Below are 23,514 nucleotides of genomic sequence, written 5' to 3'. Positions count from 1 at the left end.
GCCGGTTCGGGGCCGGTGGCCGGGAGCAGCGCTCAGTGCTCCGGGCCCTCGGCCCCGAGCGTGTGCGCCAGGGTCCCGAGGAGCGCGGTGAGCCGCCGGCGTTCCGCGGGGCCCAGTCCCGCGAGCAGTTCCCGCTCCTGGCCGGAGCGAGCGGCCGAGACGCGATCGGTCAGATCGACTCCTCCGGGCGTGAGGCACAGCCGCACGATCCTGCGGTCGTCGGTGTCGCGCTCCCTGCGGATCAGACCGGCCTCCGCCAGCCGGTCCGCCTGCTGGGTGAGCCCGCCGGCCCGGACCGGGCCCGCCGCCGCCACCTCGCCCATCGTCAGCCGGTACGGGGAACCCGCCTCGCGCAGGGTGGCCAGTACGTCGTAGGCGGGCAGGCTGATGCCGTAGGCGCGCACGGCCCTTCCGACGACGAGCCGACGGCGCGCGGCGCACTCGTCGAGCAGGGCGAACAGGGACCCGGGAGAGTCGTCGGCCGGGGCAACCGTCTCCTCCCGTGCGCGCCGAGGCGAGGGTTCCGTCGGTTGCGACCCGTCTTCACCGGGCTCACTCGCACAGCGCGGGGACTCACCGAACGCCGTGGCGAGCACGTCGCTCAGCGCCGGGGCGAGCTCCTCGGTCGGCACCGACGCCGCCGGTTCGTGCGCGAACACGTAACGCTCCATGATCACGCCGAAGAGGACGCTGCGGATCACCGCGGCTCGCACCTCGGCACCGGCGCCGGTGCCGAGCACCTGGGCGAGGGGTTCCCCCACCTGCGCGTCGAGGATCGTGCGCAGCAGGTCCGCGCTCGGCGGATGGCTCACCGCCGAGCGGATCAGCGCCGGCCAGGGGTCGTCGGCGGGCAGCCGGTCCCACCGGTCGAGATACGCGCGGGCGAGCGCCCCCGGGAGGTCGCCCGCATCGCCCACGGAAGCCGCGAGCACATCACCGCTGACACCGGCTCCGCTGCCGACCGCCGCGCGGAAGAGGCCGTCCTTGGTACCGAAGTACGCCATCACCAGCCCCGGAGTCACCCCGGCCTCGGCCGCGATGGCGCGCACCCCCACCCCCTTGTAGCCATGCGCGCCGAAGAGGCGGCGCGCCGCGTCCAGGACCGCCCTGCGGTTCCCCTCGGGGTCGTGCGAGCCGGGGCGGCGGGGCGCGGCCGGCTGTGGCACGGCTGCGCCGTCCGCCTGTCGTCGGCGGCTCGTGTTCGTGCTGTTCGGGTCCACGTGATCCAGATTAAACGGGCGTTCATAAAAACAGGCGTTCAAAAAAGGTCACGTGTTGTGCACCGGTCCCCTGCCGGCGGTGAGCGGCGCACCGCTGCCACCGCGTCGTACGGCGATGATCTCGGCCAGCACCGAGAGGGCGGTCTCCTCGGGCCCCCGGCCGCCCAGGTCGAGACCGATCGGCGACCGCAGACGGCTGAGCCGCGCCTCGGTCACGCCCGCCTCCCGCAGCCGCGCCACCCGGTCCTCGTGCGTGCGGCGGCTGCCCATGGCGCCCACATACCCCGCCGCACCGCCCAGGGCGCGGGCGAGGACCGGGACGTCGAAGCGGGGTTCATGGGTCAGGACGCAGACCGCGGTCGTCGGGCCGACCAGCTCCTCATGGTCACGGAACCAGCGGTCCGGCCGGTCGACGACCACCTCGTCGGCGCCCGGGAAGCGCGCGGGATCCGCGAACGCGGGCCTGGCGTCGCAGACGGTCACGTGGTGACCGAGGGCCGAGCCGAAGGCCACCAGCGGCCGGGCGAATTCGGCGGCTCCGAAGATCAGCAGTCTCGGCCGGGCGGCGAAGGACTGCACCAGCAGCTCGCGTTCCGGGGCGCAGTCCGGTCCGCCGGACCCCGGCTCCCCCACGGTCACCGGCCCGCTCTCGCCACGGCCGAGCATGCCCTCGGCCGCCAGGCCGGCCATCCGGTCGAGGGCCGCTCCGCCCAGTGTCCCGCTCACCGCTCCCCGACCCACGGCCAGCTGGCCGTGCCCGTCCAGCGGCGTGACCAGCGCGACCGGGATCCCGGCCGCCAGGTCCGCCGCGACCCGGCCGAGCGGCTCCCCGGCGCCCACTTCACGGATCAGCACCTCGATCGTCCCGCCGCAGGTCAGCCCCACGGCGAAGGCGTCCTCGTCACCGGTCCCCCAGCGCTCCACGACCGGCGGGCCACCCGCGAACACCTCCTCCGCGGCCGCGATCACGGCGGCCTCCACGCATCCGCCGGACACGCTGCCGACGATGCGGCCGTCCAGCGTCACCAGCATGGAGGCACCGGGTCCGTGCGGAGCGGAGCCCCAGGTCCGCACCACCGTCGCCATGACACAGCGGATTCCGGATCTCTGCCAGGCAGCCGCCTGGTCGATGACGTGTCCCATGTCGCTCACCTCGGGCCGAAAAATCTGCGGAGACTCTTGCCAACGAGAAACTTTAGTGTAAATCATTTCAGCTACTAGATACATCTGTTCGTATCGATCGCACGCGGGGCGTCCCGAGCGCCACCGCGTGACGACCGTCCGAGAGGCCCGGTGGCAGCAGATTGAAACCCACACCCTTCGACTACACCGCTCCCCGAACCGTCGCCGAGGCGGTCACGCTCCTCGCCGATCCCGCCCGGGACGCCAAGGTCGTGGCGGGCGGCCAGTCCCTGATCCCGATGCTGAACATGCGCCTGGCGCGCCCGGAACTCCTCGTGGACATCACCCGCATCCCCGAGCTGGCCCGACTGGCGGTCGACGGCTCCGGCGCTCTGCGCATCGGCGCCGCGGTCCGGCAGGCGAGGGCGGCGGCCGATCCCGCCCTCCGGCGCGGATGGCCGCTGCTGGCCGCGGCGATCACCCGCATCGGCCACCCGCAGATCCGCAACCGCGGCACCGTCTGCGGCAGCCTCGCCCACCACGATCCGGCTGCCGAACTGCCCACCGCGGCACGGGCCCTGGACGCGCGCTTCGTCATCACGGGGCCGCGCGGCACCCGTACGGTCCCCGCCGAGGACTTCTTCGTCGCCACGTTCTCGACGGCGGTCGAGCCCGACGAGCTCCTCTGCGAGGTCGTCGTCCCCCCGCCCCCGGACCGGTCGGGCTGGGCCTTCGAAGAGCTCACCCGCAGGCACGGCGACTTCGCCACCGTCGGGGTGGCCGTGCTGCTGGAGCGGGACGCGGCGACGGGCACCGTCCGCGGCGCCCGCGTCGTCTTCAGCGGGGCCGGCCCCGCCCCCGTACGCCTGCCCGCCGCGGAGGAGGCGCTCGTCGGCACCGAGGTGGGCGCGGAGGCGCTGGCTGCCGCGCGGCTCGCCGCCCTCTCCGGCCTCACCCCCTCCGACGACGTCCACGCGAGCGCCGCCCACCGGCGCGAGACCGCCGCCCACCTTCTCGTCCACGCCTGCACCACCGCCTGGGAGCGCTGCTGATGACCCCCTCCGCACCTGTCCCCCTCCCCGTCCGCACCCCGCCGCTCGCCGAACCCTCAGGCTGGCACCGGGTCGCACTCACCGTGAACGGGGAGCGGATCACCGCCGAGGTCGAGTCCCGGCTGCTGCTCAGCGACTTCCTGCGCGACCGGCTCGGTCTCACCGGCACCCATGTCGGCTGCGAGCACGGTGTGTGCGGCGCGTGCACGGTGCTGCTCGACGACGAACCGGCCCGCACCTGCCTGACCCTTGCGGTGCAGTGCGACGGCGTCGCGATCCGCACGGTCGAGAGCCTCGCCCCCGACGACGCCCCGCTGACACCCGTCCAGCGGGCGTTCCACGAGTGCCACGGCATGCAGTGCGGATTCTGCACCCCCGGATTCGTCATGACCGCGACCGCCCTGACCGAACTGCCCGAGCGCCCCGGTACGGAGGACGTCGCCGACGCGCTCAGCGGCCACCTCTGCCGGTGCACCGGCTACCGCAACATCCGCCGTGCCGTCTGCCAGGCACTCGACGAGCGCTTCGGGGAGTGACCCGTATGTCCCACGATTCCGACCGGAGCCCGCAGGACGGGGGCGGCTGGACAGGCCGGTCCGTCCCCCGCGTCGAGGACGACCGGCTGCTGCGTGGCAGGGGCCGCTACGTCGACGACATCGCCCTGCCCGGTGGCGTCGAGGCCGCGTTCCTGCGCAGCCCGCACGCCCACGCACGCATCGAGTCCGTCGACGTGAAGGCGGCGCTCGAAGCACCCGGTGTCGTCGCCGTGTGGACCGGCGAGGACGTCGCGGACCTGCCGCCGCTGCTCAACAAGGAGGAGCTGCGCACTCCTGCGGGCCTCGCCGAACTCCTGGACCCGACGGTCCGGATGACGCCCATGCCGCTGCTCGCGGGCGGCACGGTGCTCTACGTCGGCCAGCCCGTCGCCGTCGTCCTGGCCGAGAACCGGTATCTCGCCGAGGACGCGCTCGAACTCGTCGATGTCCGCTACGCCCCGCTGCCCGTGCTGGTGGATCCCGAGGACGCCCTCTCGGAGGGCGCGCCCCTGCTGCACGAGGACCTGCCGGACAACCTCGCGGTGGACGTGGCGACACGCGTCGGCGACCCGGACGCGGCCTTCGCCTCCGCGCACACCGTGGTCTCCGAGCGGTTCGAGGCGCACCGATACGTGGCCTCACCGATCGAGACGCGCGCGGTCTCCGCCCAGGTGGATCCCTACAGCGGCCGGCTGACCGTCTGGTCGGGGACCCAGACTCCCCACCGGCTTCGGGACGCTGTCGCGCACACGCTCGGACTCGCGGCCGGCTCGGTCCGCGTCATCGCGGCCGACGTGGGCGGCGGCTTCGGGCAGAAGGGCATCCTCTACGTCGAGGAGCTCCTGGTCCCGCACGCCGCCCGCAGGCTCGGCCGGCCCGTGCTGTGGCGCGAGGACCGCAACGAGAATCTCACCGCCTCCTCGCACGCCCGCGAGCAGATCCACCGCATCGAGCTGGCCGCGGACGCCGAGGGACGCATCCTCGGCGTGCGCGACCGGATCACGGTGAACTTCGGCGCCTACAACATGACCGGCCTCGTCGTGCCCTACAACTCGCTCTGCCATCTGCTCGGTCCGTACCGCATCCCCCATGTGGAGATCGGCGTCACGGGGGTCCTCACCAACACCACGTTCGCCACGCCGTACCGCGGGGCGGGCCGGCCGGAGACGGTGTTCGCGATGGAGCGCGCGATGGACCGGCTGGCCGCCGATCTGGGCATCGCCCCGGAGGAGCTGAGGGCACGCAACCTCGTCGGGCCGGACGAGATGCCGTACGCGACGGGACTGGTGGACCGCTCCGGCAGCCCGCAGTCCTACGACTCCGGCGACTTCCCCGAACTCCTGCGCCGCGCCGTGGCGAAGGCCGACGTGGAGGGCGTGCGTGCCCGGCAGCGCGAGGGGGCGCGTGACGGCAGGCACCTCGGCGTCGGCTTCGCGATGTACATCGAGGCGACCGGCCTCGGACCGTTCGAGACGGCCCGCGTCGACATCGCCCCCAGCGGGCGCGTACGGCTCGCCATAGGCGCGCCCTCCCAGGGCCAGGGGCACCGCACGTCCATGGCCCAGATCGCCGCGGACGCGATCGGGGTACCGCTCGGCATCATCGACGTGACCGGGGGCGACACCGACGCCACCCCGTTCGGCTTGGGCACCATCGCCAGCCGCGCCCTGGTCAACGCGGGCAACGCCACCCACCGGGCCGGCAAGCTGGTCCGCGAGAAGATCATCGAAGCGGCGGCGCGCCGCCTCGGCGTACCGGCGGACCGTCTCGGCCTGAGTGACGGGGTGGTCTCCGCCGGGGAACCGGGCGGGCCTTCGATCGGCCTGGCGGAACTGGCGGGCGGTGCCCCCATGCCCGGGACACCGGAACCCACCGACGGCCGGCACGGCACCGAGCTGAGCGAGACCGTGCACTTCCGTCCGCCCGGATTCGCCGTCGCGAGCGGGGCGCACGCTGCCGTCGTCGAGGTGGACGAGCACACCGGCGCCGTCGAGATCCTGCACTACGTCGTCGTCCACGACGCCGGCGTCATCGTCAACCCGATGATCGCGGAGGGCCAGGTCACCGGCGGCATCGCGCAGGGCATCGGCGGTGCGCTGTACGAGGAGATGGTCTACGGGCCCGACGGGCAGCCCCGGACCGGCACCTACATGGACTACCTGGTGCCGACCTCCTCGGAGATCCCCGACCTCGACATGGACGAGCTCCACACCCCGAGCCCCATGAACGACCTCGGCGTCAAGGGGCTCGGGGAGGGCGGCGCGATCGCCCCGCAGGCGGTCCTCGCCAACGCCGTGGAGGACGCGCTGCGCCCCTTCGGCGTCGTCGTACGCCGCGGCCCCCTCTCCCCGAGCCGGGTACGCGACCTGATCCGCCCGGCGCCCGGCCGCGACTGACCGGCCGGACGTCCACCTCCGAACCCAGGATGGGAAACCCATGCAGCTCGACCACACCTTCTCCGTTCCGGCCGGCCCCGACGACGCGTGGAAGCTCTTCCACGACCTCGGCCGGGTCGCGCCCTGTATGCCCGGCGCCGTCCTCGACACGCTCGACGGCGACGTGTTCACCGGGCGGGTCAAGGTCAAGATCGGCGCGGTGCAGATGAGTTACCGGGGCGAGGGCACCGTCACCCGTGACGAGGCCGCCCGCTCCATGCGCCTCGCCCTCAGCGGCAGTGAGACCCGGGGCGCGGGAACCGCCTCGGCCACGGTCACCGCGACGCTGAGCCCGGGTGCCGACGGCACCCGGGTGCACGTGCACACCGACCTCGACATCACCGGCCGTCCGGCGCAGTTCGGCCGCGGGATCATGACCGAGGTCGGGGACCGGCTGGTGCGGCAGTTCGCGGGCCGCCTCGAGAACCTGCTGCGGGAGACGGGCACCGGTGCCTCCGCCCCCACCGCGCCGGCCGAGCCGGAGGCCGTGGACCTCGGCGCGGCAGCACTGCCCGTGCTGCTCAGGAGGGCGGCCGTCCCCGCGGCCGCCGTACTGTTCGCCCTCGTACTGGCCGGGGTGGTGAGGCGAAGGTCCCGCGGCTGAGCCACCCGTCGCCTCAGCGGTAAGATTCTCAGTGCCGTGAGAAGCCGGGGGGACGCCGGCGCGAGCCGTACGGAGGGGATGAGGATGGCAGCATCAAGGCCCGCTGACCACGATGCCGTGGCGAAGGTGGTCGAGGACTGGGCGCGTGAGCGCCCGGAGCTGGACACCAGTCCCCTGGAGGTCCTCGCCCGGCTGCACCGCTCCTTCCTGCGCTACAGCACCGGGCTCACCGAGTCCATCGAGCGGCACGGTCTGTCCGTGGCGGGCTTCGACGTCCTGACCGCGCTGCGCAGGTCGGGCGCGCCCTACCGGCTGACGGCCGGGCAGCTCGCCGACTCCGGGCTGGTGTCGTCCGCGGGGGTGACCCTGCGGATCGACCGCTTGGAGAAGGACGGGCTCATCGTCCGCGAGCGGGACACCCAGGACCGCAGGGTCGTCTACTCACGCCTCACGGACAAGGGACTCGCCACGGTGGACACGGCGTTCACCGAACACCTCGACAACGAGAACCGGATGCTCGGAGGGCTGTCCCCCTCGGAGCGCCGGCAGCTCGCGCGGCTGCTGCGCAAGCTGGAGATCTCGATCCTCGACGCCGACGGGGACGGGAACGCGCAGTAGCCGCCCGCGGGGGTCCACTCCCTTCGGGCGGGCCCCGGTTCCGCCCGGCGCCGGCCTATCGGCTCATCGGACGCCCGGGCGGGAACGGTTCGGACCGTCCGCTCAGGAGACGGCCCCCGGAAGAGTCCCCAGGTGGCAGGGTCCGGCCGTCATTCGCTCGTATGCGGGCACCGCGCGCCCTCGGCCTGCCTCGGGACCCGCATCCGGCGCAGGAGATCGCGCGTCACACGGCGATCGAGCGTGGTGTGCCAGACAATTCCCGGATACCGGGCTCGCAGGTGGGAGAGGGCCCTGGTCCCGAGCCCGCTGCGATGGAACCGCTTCTCGATCATCACATCGGTGATGACTGCCTCCTCACAGGAAGCGCAGAGGCGGAACTCCACGTGGCCGACCACCTTGCGCACAAGCACCAGGAGTAGGCACCGTTCACCGGTGCCCCGCCCCGGAGCCTGCACCAACTCGACCTGGCTGTAGGCGAGTACACGCCGGTGCCAGGCACCCTTGCGGTGCCGGCGCAGTCGATGGCGGCCTCCGCCGCCGTGGTGCGCGGGGGCATCCGCGGTGGCCCCGGCACGAAGAGGCGGAGTGCCGAGTGTGTACGTCACGGGTTGTGCGTAGCTTCCCTGCATGTCTCGCGACTGCCCGCCCTGCGGCGGCCGATGCCTCCCCGACCCGCCGGGCCCGGGGCGCCGCAGGGCGGGCAGTCGCGGCCCGAAGCCGCGGCGCATACCGGTCGCCGGCCAGGGCACACGGCAGGTCACATCGACCTCGGGAGTACTTCATGATAATCGTCGGCATCGTCGCCGTCTGTGTCGTTCTGGCCGTCCTCGCGTTCTTCGTGCCCCGCCTGTCCCGCCATCCCGAACGTGGCACCCAGCGGACCCTCGGGGTCGGATCGCGCGTCGGCGGCAAGGCTCCCGGCGTGCTCGGCCGGGTCTTCAGCAAGCCGTTCCGCAGCAGCTCCAAGGCCGTGGGCAGCAGCGGCTCCGCCGGCCGTCGGGCCCGCAGCCGCTTTCCGTTCTGACCTCCGGTCCACCGAACCGGGGTACACACGCCAGGCGTTGTGGCGGACCGATCCGCGTCCGGACGTAGCGGCACGGTCCGCCGATGCCGGGGCCGGGCGAGGCGGCGCGCGGGTTCCGCTGCCCGCCCCTCACCCCCGCCCTTCACCCCCCGGCCTCCCGCTCGATGGTCGCCAAGGGCCCCCTGAAGAGCGGGTTCAGCACGATCGTGCCGGCCGCCACCGGCAGCGCGGCCGTCCCGGCAAGCGGGCTGACGATGCGTTCGGGATCGCCGCATACGTGGCAGACGCCGACCGCGGCTCCACGGATCTCCTCCAGGAACTCGGAATCGAGCAGGCCGGCGTGTTCCGTGACCACGACCAGGTCGGGGTCGAGGACGTCGAGGAACAGGGCCCCCGCTCTGCCTACCGCGCTCGCCCGCTCACGCAGCAGCCCGTCCGCGTAACGGTCCCCGGCCGCCGCCGCGTGCACCACCAGAAGGACATCCGCTCGGGCACGATGCCACGGCGCACCGCGGCCAGCGCGATCACCGTGTTCGACGCCGTCGCCTCCAGGCGTCCTGATCTCCCGCAGGGGCAGGGGACCGTGGAGCCCGGCACAGGCAGATGGGCCACGTCACCGGCGCCGGACCCGGGCCCCTGGGCCACGGCCCGGGCGTGGTTGTCGATCCGCAACCGCGAGTCCGCCCGGATCGAGCACCGTACGCAACGCCGTGGCGGCGTTCGCCCCACGGCGGCCGTCACCGGCCGTACGGGAGAACTGTGGGGCGCCTGTCATGGGGACATCCTCCGGTCCTGCGACGCGGTCGCGACATTAAGGCGGCATGAAATGAGTCCGGCCCTCGTGGCCGGCTTCCCGGCAGGGTGCGCGGCCTGCCCGCGAACGTAGGGAGAACCGCAGGCCAGGGGCAGTTTTCCGGGCCGTCACCAGGGGCGGGGGAAGCGTCGCGCGAGCGCCGGTTCGACCACCGCCGGGCGCCCTTCGAAGGGCTGGTGGGTGCTTGACGTCCCCGGCGGGGCGCTGGAAGTCTCCGGGACATGTTCGCGACGGCCGCCTCCTCCGCCCGGCCCGCACCCGCCGGCCGCCCCACCACGCCGATGGCGTGTCCGGGCCGCTGTCCCGCTGCCTGAACCGGCACCTCCGGCCCGTGCCGCAGGCGGCTCCGCACCGCGGTTCAGCCACTCCCCCGCGCTCCACGCCTCTCTCGCGCCCATCGCTCGGCTGATTGATTCCTCTCCCGGGATTGATCAATCCCGGTCCTGGACGATCCCGCATCCCGAAGGGAATCCCTCATGTCCTCAGCAACCACCGCCCCCGCCTCCACCGTCACCGTCCGGAAGATCGGTGGCCGGATCGGCGCCGTCATCTCCGGCGTACGCCTCGGCGGGGACCTCGCCCCCGCCACCGTGGCGGAGATCCGGGGCGCGCTCCTGGCCAACAAGGTCGTGTTCTTCCGCGGCCAGGACCACCTGGACGAGGACAGCCACGAGGCGTTCGGCCGGCTGCTCGGCACCCCGGTCGCCCACCCCACCGTCCCGTCCGCCGACGGCCGCTACTCGCTCGGCATCGACTCCGACCACGGCGGCCGGGCCAACCAGTGGCACACGGACGTGACCTTCGTACCTGCCTATCCGGCCTTCTCCATCCTGCGCGCCGTCGTCATCCCGCCGTACGGCGGCAACACCCTGTGGTCCAGCACCGGCGCGGCGTACGCCGACCTGCCCGAGCCCCTGCGCGTACTCGCCGACAGCCTGCGCGCGGTGCACTCCAACGACTACGACTACGTGGCGCTGCGCCCCGAGGCCAGGCCCGAGGCCCTCGCCCAGTACCGGAAGGTGTTCACCTCGACGAAGTTCCTCACCGAGCACCCGGTGGTGCGCGTCCACCCCGAGACCGGCGAACGCGTCCTGCTCCTCGGCAACTTCGTCCAGCGCATCAGTGGCCTGACCGGCCGCGACTCCCGCGCGCTGCTCGACCTGTTCCAGTCCCACATCGAGCGCCCGGAGAACACCGTGCGCTGGCAGTGGCAGACCGGCGACGTCGCCATCTGGGACAACCGTGCCACCCAGCACTACGGCGTGGACGACTCGGACGCCCACGAGCGCAAGCTGCGTCGCGTCACCATCGACGGCGACATCCCGGTCGGCGTCGACGGCCGCTCCTCGACGCTGATCAGCCCCGAGGAGGTGCCCGACCCCTCGTTCGGCATCGCCTCGGGAGCCTCGGCCGCGGAGGTGGCGGAGGCCGCCGGGAAGTCCCTCGTCTGAGTCGGTGGGTGACACAGCGCCCCGGCGGTCGGTGCCCGTGCGGCACCGGCGCCGGGGCGCGCCCGCGCTGCGGCGTGCGGGAGACCTCGGCGTTCTTCGCGGGGTGAGGCCGCGGGGTGCGCGAGGCGAGGACGCGGTGAAGGGCGGTGACGCCGCGGTGGCGGGCGGTGACGCCGCGTGGAGGCGGTGTTGTCGTCGGCACAGGCACCGGCACCGGCACCGGCACCGGCTGCACGGTCGGAATCCAGTGCGGTTAACATATGAGCACCGCCTAGCTCGAAAGATGGACTTGTGACTTTCACCGAGGACTCGTTCACCAATTGGAAGACCCGCGAGGAGATCGCGGAGTCGATGATCCCGATCATCGGGAAGCTGCACCGGGAGCAGGACGTCACGATCCTGATCCACAGCCGCTCCCTGGTGAACAAGTCGGTGGTCAGCATCCTCAAGACCCACCGGTTCGCCCGGCAGATAGCCGGCGAGGAGCTCTCGGTCACCGAGACCCTCCCGTTCCTGCGCGCTCTCGCCGCACTCGACCTCGGCCCGTCGCAGATCGACCTCGGCATGCTCGCCGCGACCTACCGCAACGACGACCGCGGACTGTCCGTCGACGCCTTCACCGCCGAGGCCGTGGCCGGCGCGACGGGCGACAACAAGACCGAGCGCCGCGAGGCGCGCGACGTCGTCCTCTACGGCTTCGGCCGCATCGGCCGCCTCCTGGCCCGGCTGCTGATCGAGAAGACCGGTTCCGGCAACGGCCTCCGGCTGCGCGCCATCGTCGTGCGCCAGGGCGCCGGCCAGGACATCGTGAAGCGCGCCTCCCTGCTGCGCCGTGACTCCATCCACGGCCAGTTCCAGGGCACGATCACTGTCGACGAGGCGAACAGCAGGATCATCGCCAACGGCAACGAGATCCAGGTGATCTACTCCGACGACCCCACGGCGGTGGACTACACGGCGCACGGCATCAAGGACGCCATCCTCATCGACAACACGGGCCGCTGGCGCGACCGTGAAGGTCTCTCCAGGCACCTGCGCCCCGGCATCGCGAAGGTGGTCCTGACCGCGCCCGGCAAGGGTGACGTCCCCAACATCGTGCACGGCGTCAACCACGACACGATCAAGCCGGACGAGCAGATCATCTCGTGCGCCTCCTGCACGACCAACGCGATCGTCCCGCCGCTGAAGGCGATGGCGGACGAGTACGGTGTGCTGCGCGGACACGTGGAGACCGTCCACTCGTTCACGAACGACCAGAACCTGCTGGACAACTACCACAACTCGGACCGTCGTGGCCGTTCGGCGCCGCTCAACATGGTCATCACCGAGACGGGTGCCGCCTCCGCCGTCACCAAGGCGCTGCCGGACCTCCAGGCGAAGATCACCGGCAGCTCGATCCGCGTTCCGGTCCCGGACGTCTCCATCGCGATCCTCAACCTGCAGCTCGCGCGCGGCACCAGCCGCGAGGAGGTCCTCGACTACCTCCGCAACGTGTCGCTGACCTCGCCGCTCAGGCGCCAGATCGACTTCATCACGGCTCCCGACGCGGTCTCGAGCGACTTCATCGGCTCCCGTCACGCGTCGATCGTCGACGCCGGCGCCACCAAGGTCGAGGGTGACAACGCCATCCTCTACCTCTGGTACGACAACGAGTTCGGCTACTCCTCCCAGGTCATCCGGGTGGTGCAGCACGTCTCCGGCGTCGAGTACCCCACGTACCCGGCCCCCGCCGTCTGACCGCCCCGCGTCCGGCGGCTCCCGGTACCACCCGGAGCCGCCGGACGCGGGCGCCCGGTGCGCGCCCCACCGCCGCCGTCCCGCCGCGCGGTGCCAGGGGCCGGCGCCGTGACAGACACCGTTGCCGGTGCAGGACGACACCGTCCGGGCATGAGCGACGGATCCTTCGTCCGGGCAGAGTTCCCGCCTCGTCGGCAGAGGACACCATGCGCCGGGTGTACCCCGCGGGGCTCTGCCGGATCAGGCCACCGGGCGGCCACCGCCCCGAAACCGGCTCGACCTGGCGCCTTCGCGAAGGGATGCTCCGGGTATGGAGTTTCTCTGCTATCACCGCGACCGTCCCGGCTCGATGCCGCTGCGTGACGAGCTCCTGGAGGAGCACTGGTCCTACATGGACCGATACGCGAAGGAGTTGATCGCCCGCGGCCCGACCCTCGCCGGCGACACACCCACCGGCAGCCTGCACATCGTCGACCTGCCCGATCCCGTCGCCGCCCGGGCGTTCGCCTTCGCCGAACCGAACTACCAGGCAGGCGTCTACCGGGACGTGCTGCTGCGACGGTGGCACAACACCCTGGGGCGCACCATGTGGGACTTCCCCGGCGGTGGGACCGAGGGCAGCCGGTACCTGGTGCTCGGCCTCGGCGCCGGGGAAGCCGCCGACCTCGCGGTGCCGCCCGAGCGGGACGAACTGATCGCCTACGGCCCGTTGCTGTCCGACGACGGCGCCGCGTGGCTGGGTACTGCGGCGCTGGTCCGGGCGCCCGACCCGGACACGGCACGCGGCATCCTGACCCCGGACCGGTACGCCGACATCGAGGTGCACAACTGGCAGTTCGGAGGACGCCGGTCATGAGGACGACCGGCCCGCCGGCCGGTCGAAGAGGAGCAGGAGTCCTCGTGTCCACCACCTGCGGCGCACATCCGCCTGCTCGTGTCATCTGCCCCTCAGGGCGCGGAAGTCGACGTACATGCGGATGAGGGACTCGCGGCTGTTCCTCACGTCGAGGAAGTCGAGACACGGGTGAACACGTGGTCCAGGGCCCGCTGATCCTGCTCCGGTGTCAGGGGTCCGCGCCATGCACGCAGATCCACCTCGGGAACGGCTTCGCGGAAGGTCTCCTTGTACCAGGCGAAACCGGAGAGCTCCTGCCTCTGGGCACAGAGCCACTCCTCGAAGCCACGGAAAAGTCCTCGGGACCTGGCGGCGCAAGGGTCCCCTACTGTGTCACGTCATGAGGATCCTGATCATCGGCGGCAGCGGTTTCCTGGGCGCTGAGCTGGTCCGCCGGGCGGCAGCGGCCGGGCACGCGACGGCCGCGACCTTCGCCAGCAGGCCCGGAAGCACTGCGGGCGTCCAGTGGCACGCCCTGGACCTGCGGGATCCCGTGCGTGTCGACACGGTCCTGGCCGAGGCCGCCCCGTGCCTGGTCGTCAACGCGACGAGCGGCGGATCCGACTGGGCGGTCACGGCCGAAGGCCCTGTCCGCCTCGCGATGGCGACGGCGAGGTACGGCCTCCGCATGGTCCACGTCTCCAGCGACGCGGTGTTCTCCGGCGCACGCGTCCACTACGACGAATCCTGCCCACCCGATCCCGTCACCCCGTACGGCGCGGCCAAGGCCGCAGCGGAGACGGGCATTCGCTTCGTACATCCGGATGCCGTGATCGCTCGCACCTCACTGATCATCGGCGACCAGCGGTCCACACACGTACGCGCGGTGCACGACCTCGCGGCCGGTACCCGGGACGGTGTCCTCTTCACCGACGACGTCCGCTGTCCCGTGCACGTCGCCGACCTGGCCGCCGCCCTGCTGGAACTCGCGTCCGGCGAGGCGAGGGGCGTGCATCATCTGGCAGGGGCCGACGCCGTGAGCCGTCATGAACTCGGATGCCTCATCGCCGGGCGGGACGGGCTCGACGCCTCCCGTCTGCCTGCGGGTCTGCGGGCCGGCAGTGCGCTCCCCGGAGCGCTCGACGTCCGCCTCGACAGCCGCGCCACCCAGCGCAAGCTGCGCACCACACTGCGCGGCGCCCGCCAGTTCCTCGTCCCGAGTGTTTGAGCCCGGTCCACAGGTCGACGGTCCACGCGGGCCGCCCCGAAACGACGGGATGCCGGGAGCCGGTGCAGTCCGGCGGCTGGTCCCTGCCCCGAACCGGCGGCTCCCACCGGATCGCCTCACGCCCTGCCGGCGCGCACCATCAGATCATCAGCCGGTGGATCCGGGGGCGGACCCGGCCGCGCGTTCATCGATGAGCGGCCAGCACTGCCGCGAGACCTGCCTGCAGATCCTTGACGAAGTACTCGGGAACCTCCAGCGACGGGAAATGCCCTCCGGCCTCGGGCGACCTCCATCGGACGATCTGCCGGTACCGCTCCTGCGCCCAGGCGCGCGGACACTTCTCGATGTCGCGGGGATACATGCTGATGGCCGAGGGGACGTCGACCCGGAGTTCGGGGTCGAGCGACTGATGGCTCTCGTAGTAGATGCGGGCCGCCGATGCCCCGGTCCGCGTCAGCCAGTACAGGGTGACGTCGTCGAGGATCCTGTCCCTGGAGATCGTCTCGAACGGGCTGTCCTCGGTGTCTGTCCACTCGGCGAACTTGTCGAGGATCCAGGCGAGAAGCCCGACCGGTGAGTCGACGAGGGAGTAGCCGATGGTCTGCGGCCGGGTCGCCTGCTGCTTCGCGTACGCCGCGCGATGGCTCCAGAAATCGCGGGTGTCCTCGGCCCATGTGCGCTCGGCCGCCGTCAGCCCGTCCGTCGTCAACCCGGGCGGTGCCTCCGCGAACGTCGTGTGGATGCCGAGAACGTGTGCCGGGAACCTGCCCCCCAGGACCGTGGTGATCACACCTCCCCAGTCACCCCCGTGGGCCAGGAACTGGTGGTAGCCGAGCCTTCCCATCAGTTCCACCCACGCGGCGGCGATCTTCTCGATTCCCCATCCGGTGGTGGCCGGCTTGTCGCTGTAGCCGAAGCCCGGCAACGACGGGACCACGACGTGGAACGCCGGCGTGTCCGCGTCCTGCGGATCTGCCAGCTCGTCCACCACATCGACGAACTCGGCAACGCTGCCCGGCCAGCCGTGCGTCAAGATCAGAGGAGTGGCATCCGCGCGCGTGGACCGGCGGTGCAGGAAGTGGATTCCCAGACCGTCGACGGTCGTGCGGAACTGGCCGATCCGGTTGAGACGCGCTTCGAACGACCGCCAGTCGTACCCGGTGCGCCAGTAGTTCACGACATCGACGAGGTCGGTGAGGGGAACGCCCTGTTCCCATCGGCTGGGGCCGGGCGCGGCGCGATGGACCGTCTCAGCTTCCGGCAGCCGCGCCGCGGCCAGTCGCGCACGCAGATCGTCGAGGTCCGCGTCCGTCGCGTGGGCTTCAAACTCTTGCACGCCTCTGGGCATGAGACCTCCTGGTCATCGTGGAACCGGCTTGGCCGTTCGAGAACCGGCTAAGACGGTTCTAGCGCGCCGCGATGCCGGCGCGCAACCCGCTAAGGTGGTTCCATGCATGTCCGGTTCCCCGACTTCCGCCTCGGCAAGGTGCTGGCGACCAGCTTCACGGCGACCCTGACGGAGCGTCGCGGCGACGCCGTGGAACGCATTCCCGTGCCGCAGCGCCTCGTCGACTGGCTGGCGGTGAACGGCCTCACCGTGGAGTCCTGCACGACCGCTCAGCTCGAACTCGCCCGGGAACTGAGGGAATCGATTCACGCCGCCCTGACAGCGGCCGCGATCCTGGAATCTCCTCCCGCGACTGCTGTCCAGGTCATCAATGACCGCAGCACTCAGGGTCGGGCCGCGGCCGTCCTGACGCCCGAGAGCCATCGGCAATGGCGCCTCAGCCCGGATTCCCGCGTGGAGGACGCGCTGAGTGTCGTCGCCGCCGACTCGATCAGCATCATCGCGGGCGAACGAGACGGAAAACTGGCCTTGTGCGCATCGCCGACCTGCCGGGCCGCCTTCTTCGACACCAGCCAGAGCCGCACCCGTAAATGGTGCGACATGAACACGTGCGGGAATCGCCAGAAGAAGGCACGCTTCAATGCCAACAAGCACAAGGACCCCGGATGAGCACGTAGGCGCACGGTGGCCCAGGCCCTGGGCCCGCGGCAGCCGGACGTCGGGGTCGCGTCACGCGGGACGTCGGCACTGATCGTGCTCGCGGAGCCTCACCCACCGCAGCCGTACGGCCTCGGACTCACCCACACGGGACATGATCGCCGTTTGCGGCTGGTGACAGCGCTATTGCCGGCACCCCGCAGATGGGCTGAACGGACCAACGATCTCGGCCGCATCTGCCGGTCTGCCTCGGCAGGTCAGCTGACCGGGCGGTCCAGCGGGTTCGCCCGGACGCGCTCGGCGAGGCCACCCCGGACGGCCGCGGCCGGCGAGCTCTCCGGCTTGCGGGCGGCCTGGTCGTGGAAGCAGGCCAGGAACTCGTCCGAGAGTCCTGCGCGCGGATAGCATGCCAGCACCTTCGCCTGGAACCCGGCGGTGAAATCGTCCAGGTTCCGGCCCGAGATGTCCACGCCCGTGGCCCGCTCCAGCAAGTGGCCCTCCGGGTCCTCCCGCACGTCTACCGCGTCCCACATATGCCGGACGATGACCTCCGACAGCCGCTGTCGGCGTTCTGTCGGCCACCCGGCACCCGCCGCGAACACCCAGGCCACGTGCCCGCCAGCCACGTCGAAGTCAGTCGTGTGGCTATCGAACTCTGCCACCAGGCCGATGTCGTGGAGCAGCGCGGACACGTACAGCAACTCGGCGTCGTGCTCGATGCCGCGCTGCGCTGCATACGCGGAGGCCCACACGTAGGACCGCACCGAATGGTTCAGCAGCGCGGGAGAGCAGTAGGCGGTGGCGACTTCGAGAGCGGCGGCGCAAGCAGCCGTGTCGGGGGCGGCGGGTACAGTCGAGGTTCCGTGGCCGCTGTGAACAGTCATGCTGCTGATTATCCCTCCCCGTCCCGATCACCCTCCAGCCGCCATCGGCGACTTCTGGACGCGCTGGGACCACTCTTCACCGCCGTGCGCGCCCGGTGCGGGCATGCCAAGATCGCGTGCCCCGGACAAGATCCGCCGGACAGGCCCCAGACCTTTCCTCTTAATCACCTCCCGCAGGGGCTGGTGTCAGTGCGGCATGGGAAAGTCCTGGGCGTGACGATGCCGGAGAACCTTGAGCGAATGCTGCCCGAGGTCGGACGTGACTTGTTCGACGTGGTCGTCATCAGGACCGACTTCAGCGACGACGAGTCGTGGAACGCGGCGGTGGTTGGGGAGTTGGGACGGCCGTGGGGGCCAGGTGGTGAGTTTCCCGCGAGAGTGCAGCTGGTCGATGCGTCTGCTTGGTCAGGGGCAACCGCTGTCCAGGTTCTGGCCGCTGCGGTGAATGAGGATCTGAGTGTCCTCTTCCTCGCTGACCGCGAGACGATGCGGTCGCCGGAGCGGGCGTTGCCGGCTCTGTCGACCAACTGGGAGGACGAGAGCGAGCTCGACCCCGTCTACTACCAGGTACTCATCGAGTCAGGTGCTGCGGCCCATCTGACCGGACCAGCGAGCGGCACGCGGCCGGTGCCCGCGAAAGGGGGCCCTCGTCGAGGAGCCGGACCATCATGCGCTCGACCCGCTTGACGGGCGCTCAGCGCCTCGTCTCGTACCTGGTCAGGATCACGCCGCAGGGAAGCGTCCGCGTCTCCACCAGGTTCAGGTTCACCCAGTTGTCCAGCACGGTGAAGAACGGCGTGCCGCTGCCCACCAGGACCGGCGCGGTGGCCAGCACGTACTCGTCGATCAGCCCGGCCCGCATGGCCGCCCCGGCGAGCGTCGCGCCGCCGATGTCCATCGGGCCACCGTCCTCGGTCTTGAGCCGGGTGATCTCGGCGACCACGTCGCCAGTGACCAGGCGGGTGTTCCAGTCGACCGTGTCGGTCGTCGAGGAGAACACCACCTTCGACATGTCCCGCCAGCGACGGGCGAACTCGATCTCGGCCCGGGTGGCGTCGGGCTGCTGGTCTGCGGTGGGCCAGTAGGAGCTCATCGTCTGCCACAGCTTGCGCCCGTACAGCGACAGGTCGGTCGCCTCCAACTGGTCGGACCAGAACTGGAACAGCTCGTCGCTCGGCACGCTCCAGCCGATGTCGTCGCCGGGCGCGGCGATGTAGCCGTCCAGAGTCAGGTTCATGCCGTAGATCAGTTTCCGCATGGTGCCAGCCTTCCGTGGATCGGTCTCCAGTGTGCAGACCGGCGCGCCGCAGGAATCTCATCGGTGCGCGATCCGAGCCCGCATGTTCGGCCGGGCCTGCTTCCGTCTCCAGCGCAGTCGCGTCCTGCTGAGCCGGAACCCGAGTTGCGACGGCATCCTGCGGGAGCTGTGCGTCGGCGTGCGTACTTCTCCCGGCGGCGACCTCCGGCCGAGCTCGACGGATACCCAACCCAGCGGAGCAGCCGTCATCCGTCCGACGACTGCCTCAGCTGGCCAGGTACGGCACAGATCTCGACCGTGGCCTCAGGCCAGGTCCGCCTCCTCCGCTCCCGGCAGAGGCTGTTCGGCCCAGATGGTCTTGCCCGTGCCGGTGTAGCGGGTGCCCCAGCGCCCGGTGAGGCTCGCGACGAGCAGCAGGCCGCGTCCGCCCTCGTCGAAGATCCGGGCGCGGCGCAGATGGGGGGCTGTGCTGCTGCCGTCCGTGACCTCGCAGATGAGCGCGGTGTCCCGGATGAGCCGGAGCCGGATGGGGTCCCCGCCGTAGCGGATGGCGTTGGTGACCAGCTCGCTGACGACCAGCTCCGTGGTGAACACCGCGTCGTCCAGGCCCCATGCCACGAGTTGCGCCGAGGCCCGCTTGCGGGCGTTCGAGACGACGGCCGGATCCGCGGCGAGGTCCCACGAGGCGTAGTGGCCCGCGTCGAGCCGCCGTGTGCGGGCCAGGAGGAGGGCGACGTCGTCGTCCGGCTGCTCGGGGACGAGTGCGTCCATGACGGTGTCGCAGGCTTCTTCGAGCGTGCTCGCGGGACGGCCGAGAAGGTCGCGCAGCTCGGCGAGTGCGGCGTCGATGTCCCCGCCGGCCGTCTCGATCAGGCCGTCCGTGTACAGGGCGAGCCGGCTGCCCTCGGGCAGTTCGAACTCGGCCGCTTCGAAGGCGATGCCGCCCACTCCGAGCGGCGGCCCGGCGGGCAGCGGCAGTTGCTCGACCGTGCCGTCCGGGCGTGCCACCACCGGCTCCGGGTGGCCCGCCCTGGCCATCGTGCAGTGTCCCGTCGCCGGGTCGTACACGGCGTAGAGGCAGGTCGCGCCGGCGACGGGTGCGTTCTCGGAGCTGTCGGCCGGCTGTTCGCGGTCGAGCGTGAGCACCAGGTCGTCGAGCTGGGTGAGCAGTTCCTCGGGTGCGAGGTCGACGTCGGCGAGCGTCCGTACGGCGGTGCGGAGCCTGCCCATGGTGGCCGAGGCGTGGAGGCCGTGGCCGACGACGTCGCCCACCACCAGGGCGACCCGGGCGCCGGAGAGCGGGATGACGTCGAACCAGTCCCCTCCGATGCCGGCCCCGCTGGTGTTCGGGAGGTAGCGCGCGGTGACCTCGACGGCCTTCTGCCGGGCGGCCCGGCGGGGCAGCAGGCTGCGCTGAAGGGCGAGTGCGGTGGCCCGCTCGCGGGTGTAGCGACGGGCGTTGTCCACACAGACGGCCGCCCGTGAGACGAGCTCGGCGGCGAGCTGCAGATCGGCGGCACCGAATGCCCCGGGCATCCGGTGCCGGCAGAACAGCGTGGTGCCGAGCGTCACGCCACGGGCCCGCAGCGGCACCACCATCACCGAATGGATCCTGTTCTCACGCATGCTCTGCGACCGGTCGGGCTCGTCCGCCGCCCAGTGCCGCAGAGCCTCGTCGTCGACGGCGACACGCACCGGCTCCCCGAGGACCAGAGCGCGGCCCACCACGGAGTCCCGGTCGTAGGAATGGATCTCGCCGAGGGGCACGACCGACTCGGGGCAGCCTTCGAGCACGGACCGCTGGGCCACCCGGTGGAAGCTGATCGTGTCCCTGTGGAGCACGGAACGTGCCTCGTCACCCGTCAGCACCTCGGAGAGGAGGTCGACCGTGACGAAGTCGGCGAAGTCCTCGATGGCGAGCTCCGCCAGTTCCTCGGCGGTACGGCCCACGTCCAGGGTGCTGCCGATCCGCTTGCTGGCCTTGTTCAGCACGGCCAGGCGTCTCCGCGCCCAGAACTGGTCGGTCGTATCGAGTGTCACGACGGATACGCCCTCGACCTCACCGGCGGCGTCGCGTACCGGCGACATCGCCGCCTGCCAGACGTGCTCGCTGCCCTCCACCATGAGGTGCGACTCGTACGGCTCGCCCTCGCCCGTCCGCAGCACGCGGGCGATCGCTTCGGCGAGCCCGGCCCCGCCCTCCAGGAACAGTCCTGGCTCCACCTCACCGGGTCTCAGTCCGAGCATCGACGCCTCGGTCCTGCTGACGGAATCGGCCGCCGCCCCGTTGGCCATGGAAAGGAGCTGGTCCCGGCCGAAATAGGCCACCGGCACAGGCAGCTGGGCCAGGATCCGACAGCGCGCCTCGTCGGACGGCACGCCGGCGGGTTGCCTGACGCCGACCGCTTCCGGGGTGGGCCCGGCCGTGTCCGAAGGCGTGTCTGCGGGGCCCGTCTCGCCCGTGTTCATGGGCCCATCACTCGTCCTCCCCGCCTCGGCAGGCCGCTCACGAGCACGCATGTACGGCCTCTGTCCAAGAATGCTCTTGTACGTCCGGGCTCTCAACCGCCCCTCGGCCGGTCCCGGCGCGTTCGACCGGGCTCCGCCCGTGCCCGGCGCCCCTGCGCACCGGGCACGAACCGCGACCACGGGCGGCCCGGCCGTCGTAGGCACGCCCGTGGACACCTCTGCGCGCGGAACGGGTCAGCGGCGTGGTCCGTCCGCTCCGAGCGGGCCGTCGGCGCGGAACGCCAGTCGCGCGAAGCGTTCGCCGATCCGGCGGTGCGTGGCCGCGTCGGGGTGCAGGGCGTCGGGAAGCGGCAGCTCGGCGGAGTCCGCCTCGCCGTAGAGTGCGCGGCCGTCGAGGTAGTACAGGTTCGGGTCCTCGGAGGCCCGCTGCTCGACGATACGGGCGAGCTCGCGCCTGATGACGTTCAGCGTCAGCTTGCCGGCAGCGGTTTCAGCAGGGTCCCCCGCGGCCCGGAAGCTCAGCCTCCCCTCGCTCATGGCGCTGTGGTCCGGCGCGCTGGGACCCGGGGTGTCCTCGTGGATGGGGCACAGGATGGGCGAGACGACCAGCAGCGGCGTGTCGGGGTGGCCCTCGCGGATGGTGTCGAGGAAGCCGTGGACGGCCGGGGTGAAGGCCCGCAGGCGCATCACGTCGGTGTTGACCAGGTTGATGCCGGCCTTGACGCTTATCCTGTCCGCCGGCGTGTCACGCAGGGCGCGCGCGGTGAACGGATCGAGCAGGGCGCCGCCGCCGTAACTCAGGTTGACCAGTTCGACCCCGCCGAGTGCCGCGGCCAGCGCCGGCCAGGTCGTGGTGGGGCTCGCGGCGTCGGAACCGTGGCTGATGGAGCTGCCGTGATGCAGCCACACCGGCCGCCCCCGGTCCGGGACGGCTTCGACCGGGGCATCGGTGCGCAGGGCGACCAGTTCGGTGGTCTCGTTGTGCGGCAGCCAGATCTCGACGTCCTTCGGCTCGGCCGGCAGACCGCTGAAGCGGACGGTGCCCACCGGCCCCGGCCTGACCTCCGCGGATCCCGCGGCCATGTCGATGATGAGGGTGTTGCCACCGTCGGCGCAGGCCCGGCCGGCCGGGTGGCCGTCCACGAGCAGCTCGTAGACACCGTCCGGGCGGGGCGGGGCTCCCACGTACGTCCGCTTGGTGGGCAGCGTGTCCAGCTCCACGAGGGTGGCCCGGGTCCGGAGGAGGAGCCGCACCCCGGAGGGCTGGGCCTCCGCCATGGCCAGCTGCCCGTCGGTGTTCTGGGCGCGGGCGCGGGCGGGCAGCCGGTGGGGCAGCAGCCCGTGCTCGGTGCGCTCCAGGTCGAGGGCGCCGCGCAGCAGGTCCTCGGTGAGGGGGGTGGTCATCAGCTGGGGCTGGGGGCTCATCGTCTCCGCCGTCCGTACGGGTGTGTGTATCCGGTCCGTGGCGCCGGCCCGGTCAGGGCGCGGGCCAGTTGCGCAGCAGGGCGTCGAGTGCGTCCAGGACCCGCGACCAGGTCTCCTGCGTGCCGGGGGCGCTGTGGCTGAAGCTTCCGCCCGACTCCAGGCTGATGTAGCCGTGGAACACGCTGCCCAGCAGCCGGACCGCGTGCGTCTGGTCCGGCTCCGTCAGGTCGTAGCCGCGCAGGATCGCCCGCGTCATCTGGGCGTGCCTGCCTCCGGCACTGGCGGCAGCCGCGTCCGGGTCCAGCCTGAGCTGCGCGGCGGCGTAACGGCCCGGGTGCTCCCTGGCGTAGTCGCGGTAGGCGTTCGCGAACGCCTCCAGCGCGTCCTTCCCCGCTCGCCCGGCCAGTGCCGCGGCGACGCGGTCGGCGAGTTCGGCCAGGGCCAGCAGGGCGATCCTGGTCTTGAGGTCGTGCGAGCTCTTCACGTGCGAGTAGAGACTCGCGTCCTTCACACCGAACTGCCGGGCGAGTGCCGCGACGGTCACCTTGTCGAAGCCGACCTCGTCGGCCAGCACCGCTCCGGCCTGCGTGAGGCGTTCTGCGGTCAGTCCTGCTCTTGCCATGGCCACCATCCCCTCGGGCAGGTTCGATTATGCATTTTCCTAACCCTACTAGGCAAATACCGAAACCAATAAGGTCGAAGCCCACTCCGGGCGGGTCTCGGCCTACGGTCGGCGACCGTCGGCCTTCCACCTCAGCCACATCGGCGATCGGAACGGTGCGGGCCCCGGCCCGGTG

22 protein-coding genes are annotated in these 23,514 nt (G+C 71.7%); 12 read left to right on the top strand and 10 right to left on the bottom strand.

What is annotated here, in order from left to right; all coding sequences use genetic code 11:
- Positions 1 to 32 precede the first annotated feature (32 nt).
- Positions 33 to 1,220 carry a TetR family transcriptional regulator gene (locus ACFUNE_RS10120; protein ID WP_383564663.1) on the bottom strand — a complete coding sequence of 396 codons (1,188 nt, stop codon included), beginning with the start codon at positions 1,218 to 1,220 and terminating at the stop codon, positions 33 to 35.
- 48 nt (positions 1,221 to 1,268) lie between these two features.
- Complete coding sequence (locus ACFUNE_RS10115; protein WP_383564661.1) at positions 1,269 to 2,363, bottom strand: XdhC family protein; 1,095 nt, start codon at positions 2,361 to 2,363, stop codon at positions 1,269 to 1,271.
- Positions 2,364 to 2,524: 161 nt separating this feature from the next.
- Between ACFUNE_RS10115 and ACFUNE_RS10110 the strand changes: the two genes are divergently transcribed.
- The 5 genes from ACFUNE_RS10110 to ACFUNE_RS10090 all read left to right on the top strand — a co-directional run bounded on the left by ACFUNE_RS10110 (position 2,525) and on the right by ACFUNE_RS10090 (position 7,587).
- Complete coding sequence (locus ACFUNE_RS10110; RefSeq protein ID WP_383564659.1) at positions 2,525 to 3,394, top strand: FAD binding domain-containing protein; 870 nt, start codon at positions 2,525 to 2,527, stop codon at positions 3,392 to 3,394.
- Positions 3,394 to 3,930, top strand: coding sequence for a (2Fe-2S)-binding protein (locus tag ACFUNE_RS10105; protein ID WP_383564657.1), 537 nt, complete (start codon positions 3,394 to 3,396; stop codon positions 3,928 to 3,930). Before ACFUNE_RS10110 ends, ACFUNE_RS10105 begins: the two co-directional genes overlap by 1 nt.
- Before the next feature lie 5 nt (positions 3,931 to 3,935).
- On the top strand, positions 3,936 to 6,326 hold the full coding sequence (locus ACFUNE_RS10100) for a xanthine dehydrogenase family protein molybdopterin-binding subunit (RefSeq protein WP_383564655.1): 2,391 nt from the start codon (positions 3,936 to 3,938) through the stop codon (positions 6,324 to 6,326).
- Positions 6,327 to 6,366: 40 nt separating this feature from the next.
- Positions 6,367 to 6,969 carry an SRPBCC family protein gene (locus tag ACFUNE_RS10095; protein ID WP_383564653.1) on the top strand — a complete coding sequence of 201 codons (603 nt, stop codon included), beginning with the start codon at positions 6,367 to 6,369 and terminating at the stop codon, positions 6,967 to 6,969.
- A 78-nt stretch (positions 6,970 to 7,047) separates the two neighbouring features.
- On the top strand, positions 7,048 to 7,587 hold the full coding sequence (locus ACFUNE_RS10090; protein ID WP_383564651.1) for a MarR family winged helix-turn-helix transcriptional regulator: 540 nt from the start codon (positions 7,048 to 7,050) through the stop codon (positions 7,585 to 7,587).
- Positions 7,588 to 7,736: 149 nt separating this feature from the next.
- On the opposite strand, the gene ACFUNE_RS10085 is transcribed toward ACFUNE_RS10090, so the two are convergent.
- Positions 7,737 to 8,192 carry a hypothetical protein gene (locus tag ACFUNE_RS10085; protein WP_383564649.1) on the bottom strand — a complete coding sequence of 152 codons (456 nt, stop codon included), beginning with the start codon at positions 8,190 to 8,192 and terminating at the stop codon, positions 7,737 to 7,739.
- Positions 8,193 to 8,368: 176 nt separating this feature from the next.
- Between ACFUNE_RS10085 and ACFUNE_RS10080 the strand changes: the two genes are divergently transcribed.
- Positions 8,369 to 8,611: a DUF6411 family protein gene (locus ACFUNE_RS10080; RefSeq protein ID WP_383564647.1), complete on the top strand. Its 243-nt coding sequence runs from the start codon at positions 8,369 to 8,371 to the stop codon at positions 8,609 to 8,611.
- A 142-nt stretch (positions 8,612 to 8,753) separates the two neighbouring features.
- Here the strand turns inward: ACFUNE_RS10080 and ACFUNE_RS10075 are convergent, their stop codons facing one another.
- Positions 8,754 to 9,083, bottom strand: coding sequence for a hypothetical protein (locus ACFUNE_RS10075; RefSeq protein WP_383564645.1), 330 nt, complete (start codon positions 9,081 to 9,083; stop codon positions 8,754 to 8,756).
- Positions 9,084 to 9,901: 818 nt separating this feature from the next.
- Between ACFUNE_RS10075 and ACFUNE_RS10070 the strand changes: the two genes are divergently transcribed.
- From ACFUNE_RS10070 to ACFUNE_RS10055, 4 genes are all read left to right on the top strand, one after another.
- The gene (locus ACFUNE_RS10070; RefSeq protein ID WP_383564643.1) at positions 9,902 to 10,876 is read left to right on the top strand and encodes a TauD/TfdA dioxygenase family protein; all 975 of its coding nucleotides are present in this window, start codon (positions 9,902 to 9,904) and stop codon (positions 10,874 to 10,876) included.
- A 291-nt stretch (positions 10,877 to 11,167) separates the two neighbouring features.
- Positions 11,168 to 12,613: a glyceraldehyde-3-phosphate dehydrogenase gene (locus ACFUNE_RS10065; RefSeq protein WP_383564641.1), complete on the top strand. Its 1,446-nt coding sequence runs from the start codon at positions 11,168 to 11,170 to the stop codon at positions 12,611 to 12,613.
- Between the two features lie 310 nt (positions 12,614 to 12,923).
- Positions 12,924 to 13,469, top strand: coding sequence for a YciI family protein (locus tag ACFUNE_RS10060; protein ID WP_383564639.1), 546 nt, complete (start codon positions 12,924 to 12,926; stop codon positions 13,467 to 13,469).
- A 379-nt stretch (positions 13,470 to 13,848) separates the two neighbouring features.
- On the top strand, positions 13,849 to 14,676 hold the full coding sequence (locus tag ACFUNE_RS10055) for an SDR family oxidoreductase (RefSeq protein WP_383564635.1): 828 nt from the start codon (positions 13,849 to 13,851) through the stop codon (positions 14,674 to 14,676).
- A gap of 184 nt (positions 14,677 to 14,860) precedes the next feature.
- On the opposite strand, the gene ACFUNE_RS10050 is transcribed toward ACFUNE_RS10055, so the two are convergent.
- Entirely contained in the window at positions 14,861 to 16,024 is a 1,164-nt protein-coding gene (locus ACFUNE_RS10050) for an epoxide hydrolase family protein (protein WP_383564633.1), read from the bottom strand.
- 102 nt (positions 16,025 to 16,126) lie between these two features.
- On the opposite strand from ACFUNE_RS10050, the gene ACFUNE_RS10045 reads away from it, so the two are divergent.
- Positions 16,127 to 16,693, top strand: coding sequence for a CGNR zinc finger domain-containing protein (locus ACFUNE_RS10045; protein WP_383564631.1), 567 nt, complete (start codon positions 16,127 to 16,129; stop codon positions 16,691 to 16,693).
- A 245-nt stretch (positions 16,694 to 16,938) separates the two neighbouring features.
- Here the strand turns inward: ACFUNE_RS10045 and ACFUNE_RS10040 are convergent, their stop codons facing one another.
- Positions 16,939 to 17,565, bottom strand: a complete 627-nt coding sequence (locus ACFUNE_RS10040) for an HD domain-containing protein (protein WP_383564629.1) — start codon at positions 17,563 to 17,565, stop codon at positions 16,939 to 16,941.
- 219 nt (positions 17,566 to 17,784) lie between these two features.
- On the opposite strand from ACFUNE_RS10040, the gene ACFUNE_RS10035 reads away from it, so the two are divergent.
- A complete protein-coding gene (locus ACFUNE_RS10035; RefSeq protein ID WP_383564984.1) occupies positions 17,785 to 18,252 on the top strand; it encodes a DUF6924 domain-containing protein in 468 nt (155 codons plus the stop codon).
- Between the two features lie 7 nt (positions 18,253 to 18,259).
- On the opposite strand, the gene ACFUNE_RS10030 is transcribed toward ACFUNE_RS10035, so the two are convergent.
- From ACFUNE_RS10030 to ACFUNE_RS10015, 4 genes are all read right to left on the bottom strand, one after another.
- Positions 18,260 to 18,823, bottom strand: a complete 564-nt coding sequence (locus tag ACFUNE_RS10030; protein ID WP_383564627.1) for a dihydrofolate reductase family protein — start codon at positions 18,821 to 18,823, stop codon at positions 18,260 to 18,262.
- A gap of 303 nt (positions 18,824 to 19,126) precedes the next feature.
- Positions 19,127 to 21,292: a SpoIIE family protein phosphatase gene (locus tag ACFUNE_RS10025; RefSeq protein WP_383564625.1), complete on the bottom strand. Its 2,166-nt coding sequence runs from the start codon at positions 21,290 to 21,292 to the stop codon at positions 19,127 to 19,129.
- Between the two features lie 234 nt (positions 21,293 to 21,526).
- Complete coding sequence (locus tag ACFUNE_RS10020) at positions 21,527 to 22,717, bottom strand: GDSL-type esterase/lipase family protein (protein ID WP_383564623.1); 1,191 nt, start codon at positions 22,715 to 22,717, stop codon at positions 21,527 to 21,529.
- 52 nt (positions 22,718 to 22,769) lie between these two features.
- Positions 22,770 to 23,339 (bottom strand): TetR/AcrR family transcriptional regulator, encoded by a 570-nt coding sequence (locus ACFUNE_RS10015; protein WP_383564621.1) that lies wholly within the window; start codon positions 23,337 to 23,339, stop codon positions 22,770 to 22,772.
- Between the last annotated feature and the right edge of the window lie 175 nt (positions 23,340 to 23,514).

The sequence above is a fragment of the Streptomyces sp. NPDC057287 genome, assembly GCF_042667905.1.
In the GTDB taxonomy this organism is placed as follows: Bacteria; Actinomycetota; Actinomycetes; order Streptomycetales; family Streptomycetaceae; genus Streptomyces.
This window is presented reverse-complemented; position numbering and strand designations above follow the sequence as displayed.

Bases quoted from the DNA above. Each gene is read 5' to 3' on its own strand.
- ACFUNE_RS10115 (WP_383564661.1), bottom strand. From the start codon at position 2,363: ATGGGACACGTCATCGACCAGGCGGCTGCCTGGCAGAGATCCGGAATC.
- ACFUNE_RS10105 (WP_383564657.1), top strand. From the start codon at position 3,394: ATGACCCCCTCCGCACCTGTCCCCCTCCCCGTCCGCACCCCGCCGCTC.
- ACFUNE_RS10100 (WP_383564655.1), top strand. From the start codon at position 3,936: ATGTCCCACGATTCCGACCGGAGCCCGCAGGACGGGGGCGGCTGGACA.
- ACFUNE_RS10095 (WP_383564653.1), top strand. From the start codon at position 6,367: ATGCAGCTCGACCACACCTTCTCCGTTCCGGCCGGCCCCGACGACGCG.
- ACFUNE_RS10090 (WP_383564651.1), top strand. From the start codon at position 7,048: ATGAGGATGGCAGCATCAAGGCCCGCTGACCACGATGCCGTGGCGAAG.
- ACFUNE_RS10080 (WP_383564647.1), top strand. From the start codon at position 8,369: ATGATAATCGTCGGCATCGTCGCCGTCTGTGTCGTTCTGGCCGTCCTC.
- ACFUNE_RS10070 (WP_383564643.1), top strand. From the start codon at position 9,902: ATGTCCTCAGCAACCACCGCCCCCGCCTCCACCGTCACCGTCCGGAAG.
- ACFUNE_RS10060 (WP_383564639.1), top strand. From the start codon at position 12,924: ATGGAGTTTCTCTGCTATCACCGCGACCGTCCCGGCTCGATGCCGCTG.
- ACFUNE_RS10055 (WP_383564635.1), top strand. From the start codon at position 13,849: ATGAGGATCCTGATCATCGGCGGCAGCGGTTTCCTGGGCGCTGAGCTG.
- ACFUNE_RS10050 (WP_383564633.1), bottom strand. From the start codon at position 16,024: ATGCCCAGAGGCGTGCAAGAGTTTGAAGCCCACGCGACGGACGCGGAC.
- ACFUNE_RS10045 (WP_383564631.1), top strand. From the start codon at position 16,127: ATGCATGTCCGGTTCCCCGACTTCCGCCTCGGCAAGGTGCTGGCGACC.
- ACFUNE_RS10040 (WP_383564629.1), bottom strand. From the start codon at position 17,565: ATGACTGTTCACAGCGGCCACGGAACCTCGACTGTACCCGCCGCCCCC.
- ACFUNE_RS10035 (WP_383564984.1), top strand. From the start codon at position 17,785: ATGCCGGAGAACCTTGAGCGAATGCTGCCCGAGGTCGGACGTGACTTG.
- ACFUNE_RS10030 (WP_383564627.1), bottom strand. From the start codon at position 18,823: ATGCGGAAACTGATCTACGGCATGAACCTGACTCTGGACGGCTACATC.
- ACFUNE_RS10025 (WP_383564625.1), bottom strand. From the start codon at position 21,292: ATGAACACGGGCGAGACGGGCCCCGCAGACACGCCTTCGGACACGGCC.
- ACFUNE_RS10020 (WP_383564623.1), bottom strand. From the start codon at position 22,717: ATGAGCCCCCAGCCCCAGCTGATGACCACCCCCCTCACCGAGGACCTG.
- ACFUNE_RS10015 (WP_383564621.1), bottom strand. From the start codon at position 23,339: ATGGCAAGAGCAGGACTGACCGCAGAACGCCTCACGCAGGCCGGAGCG.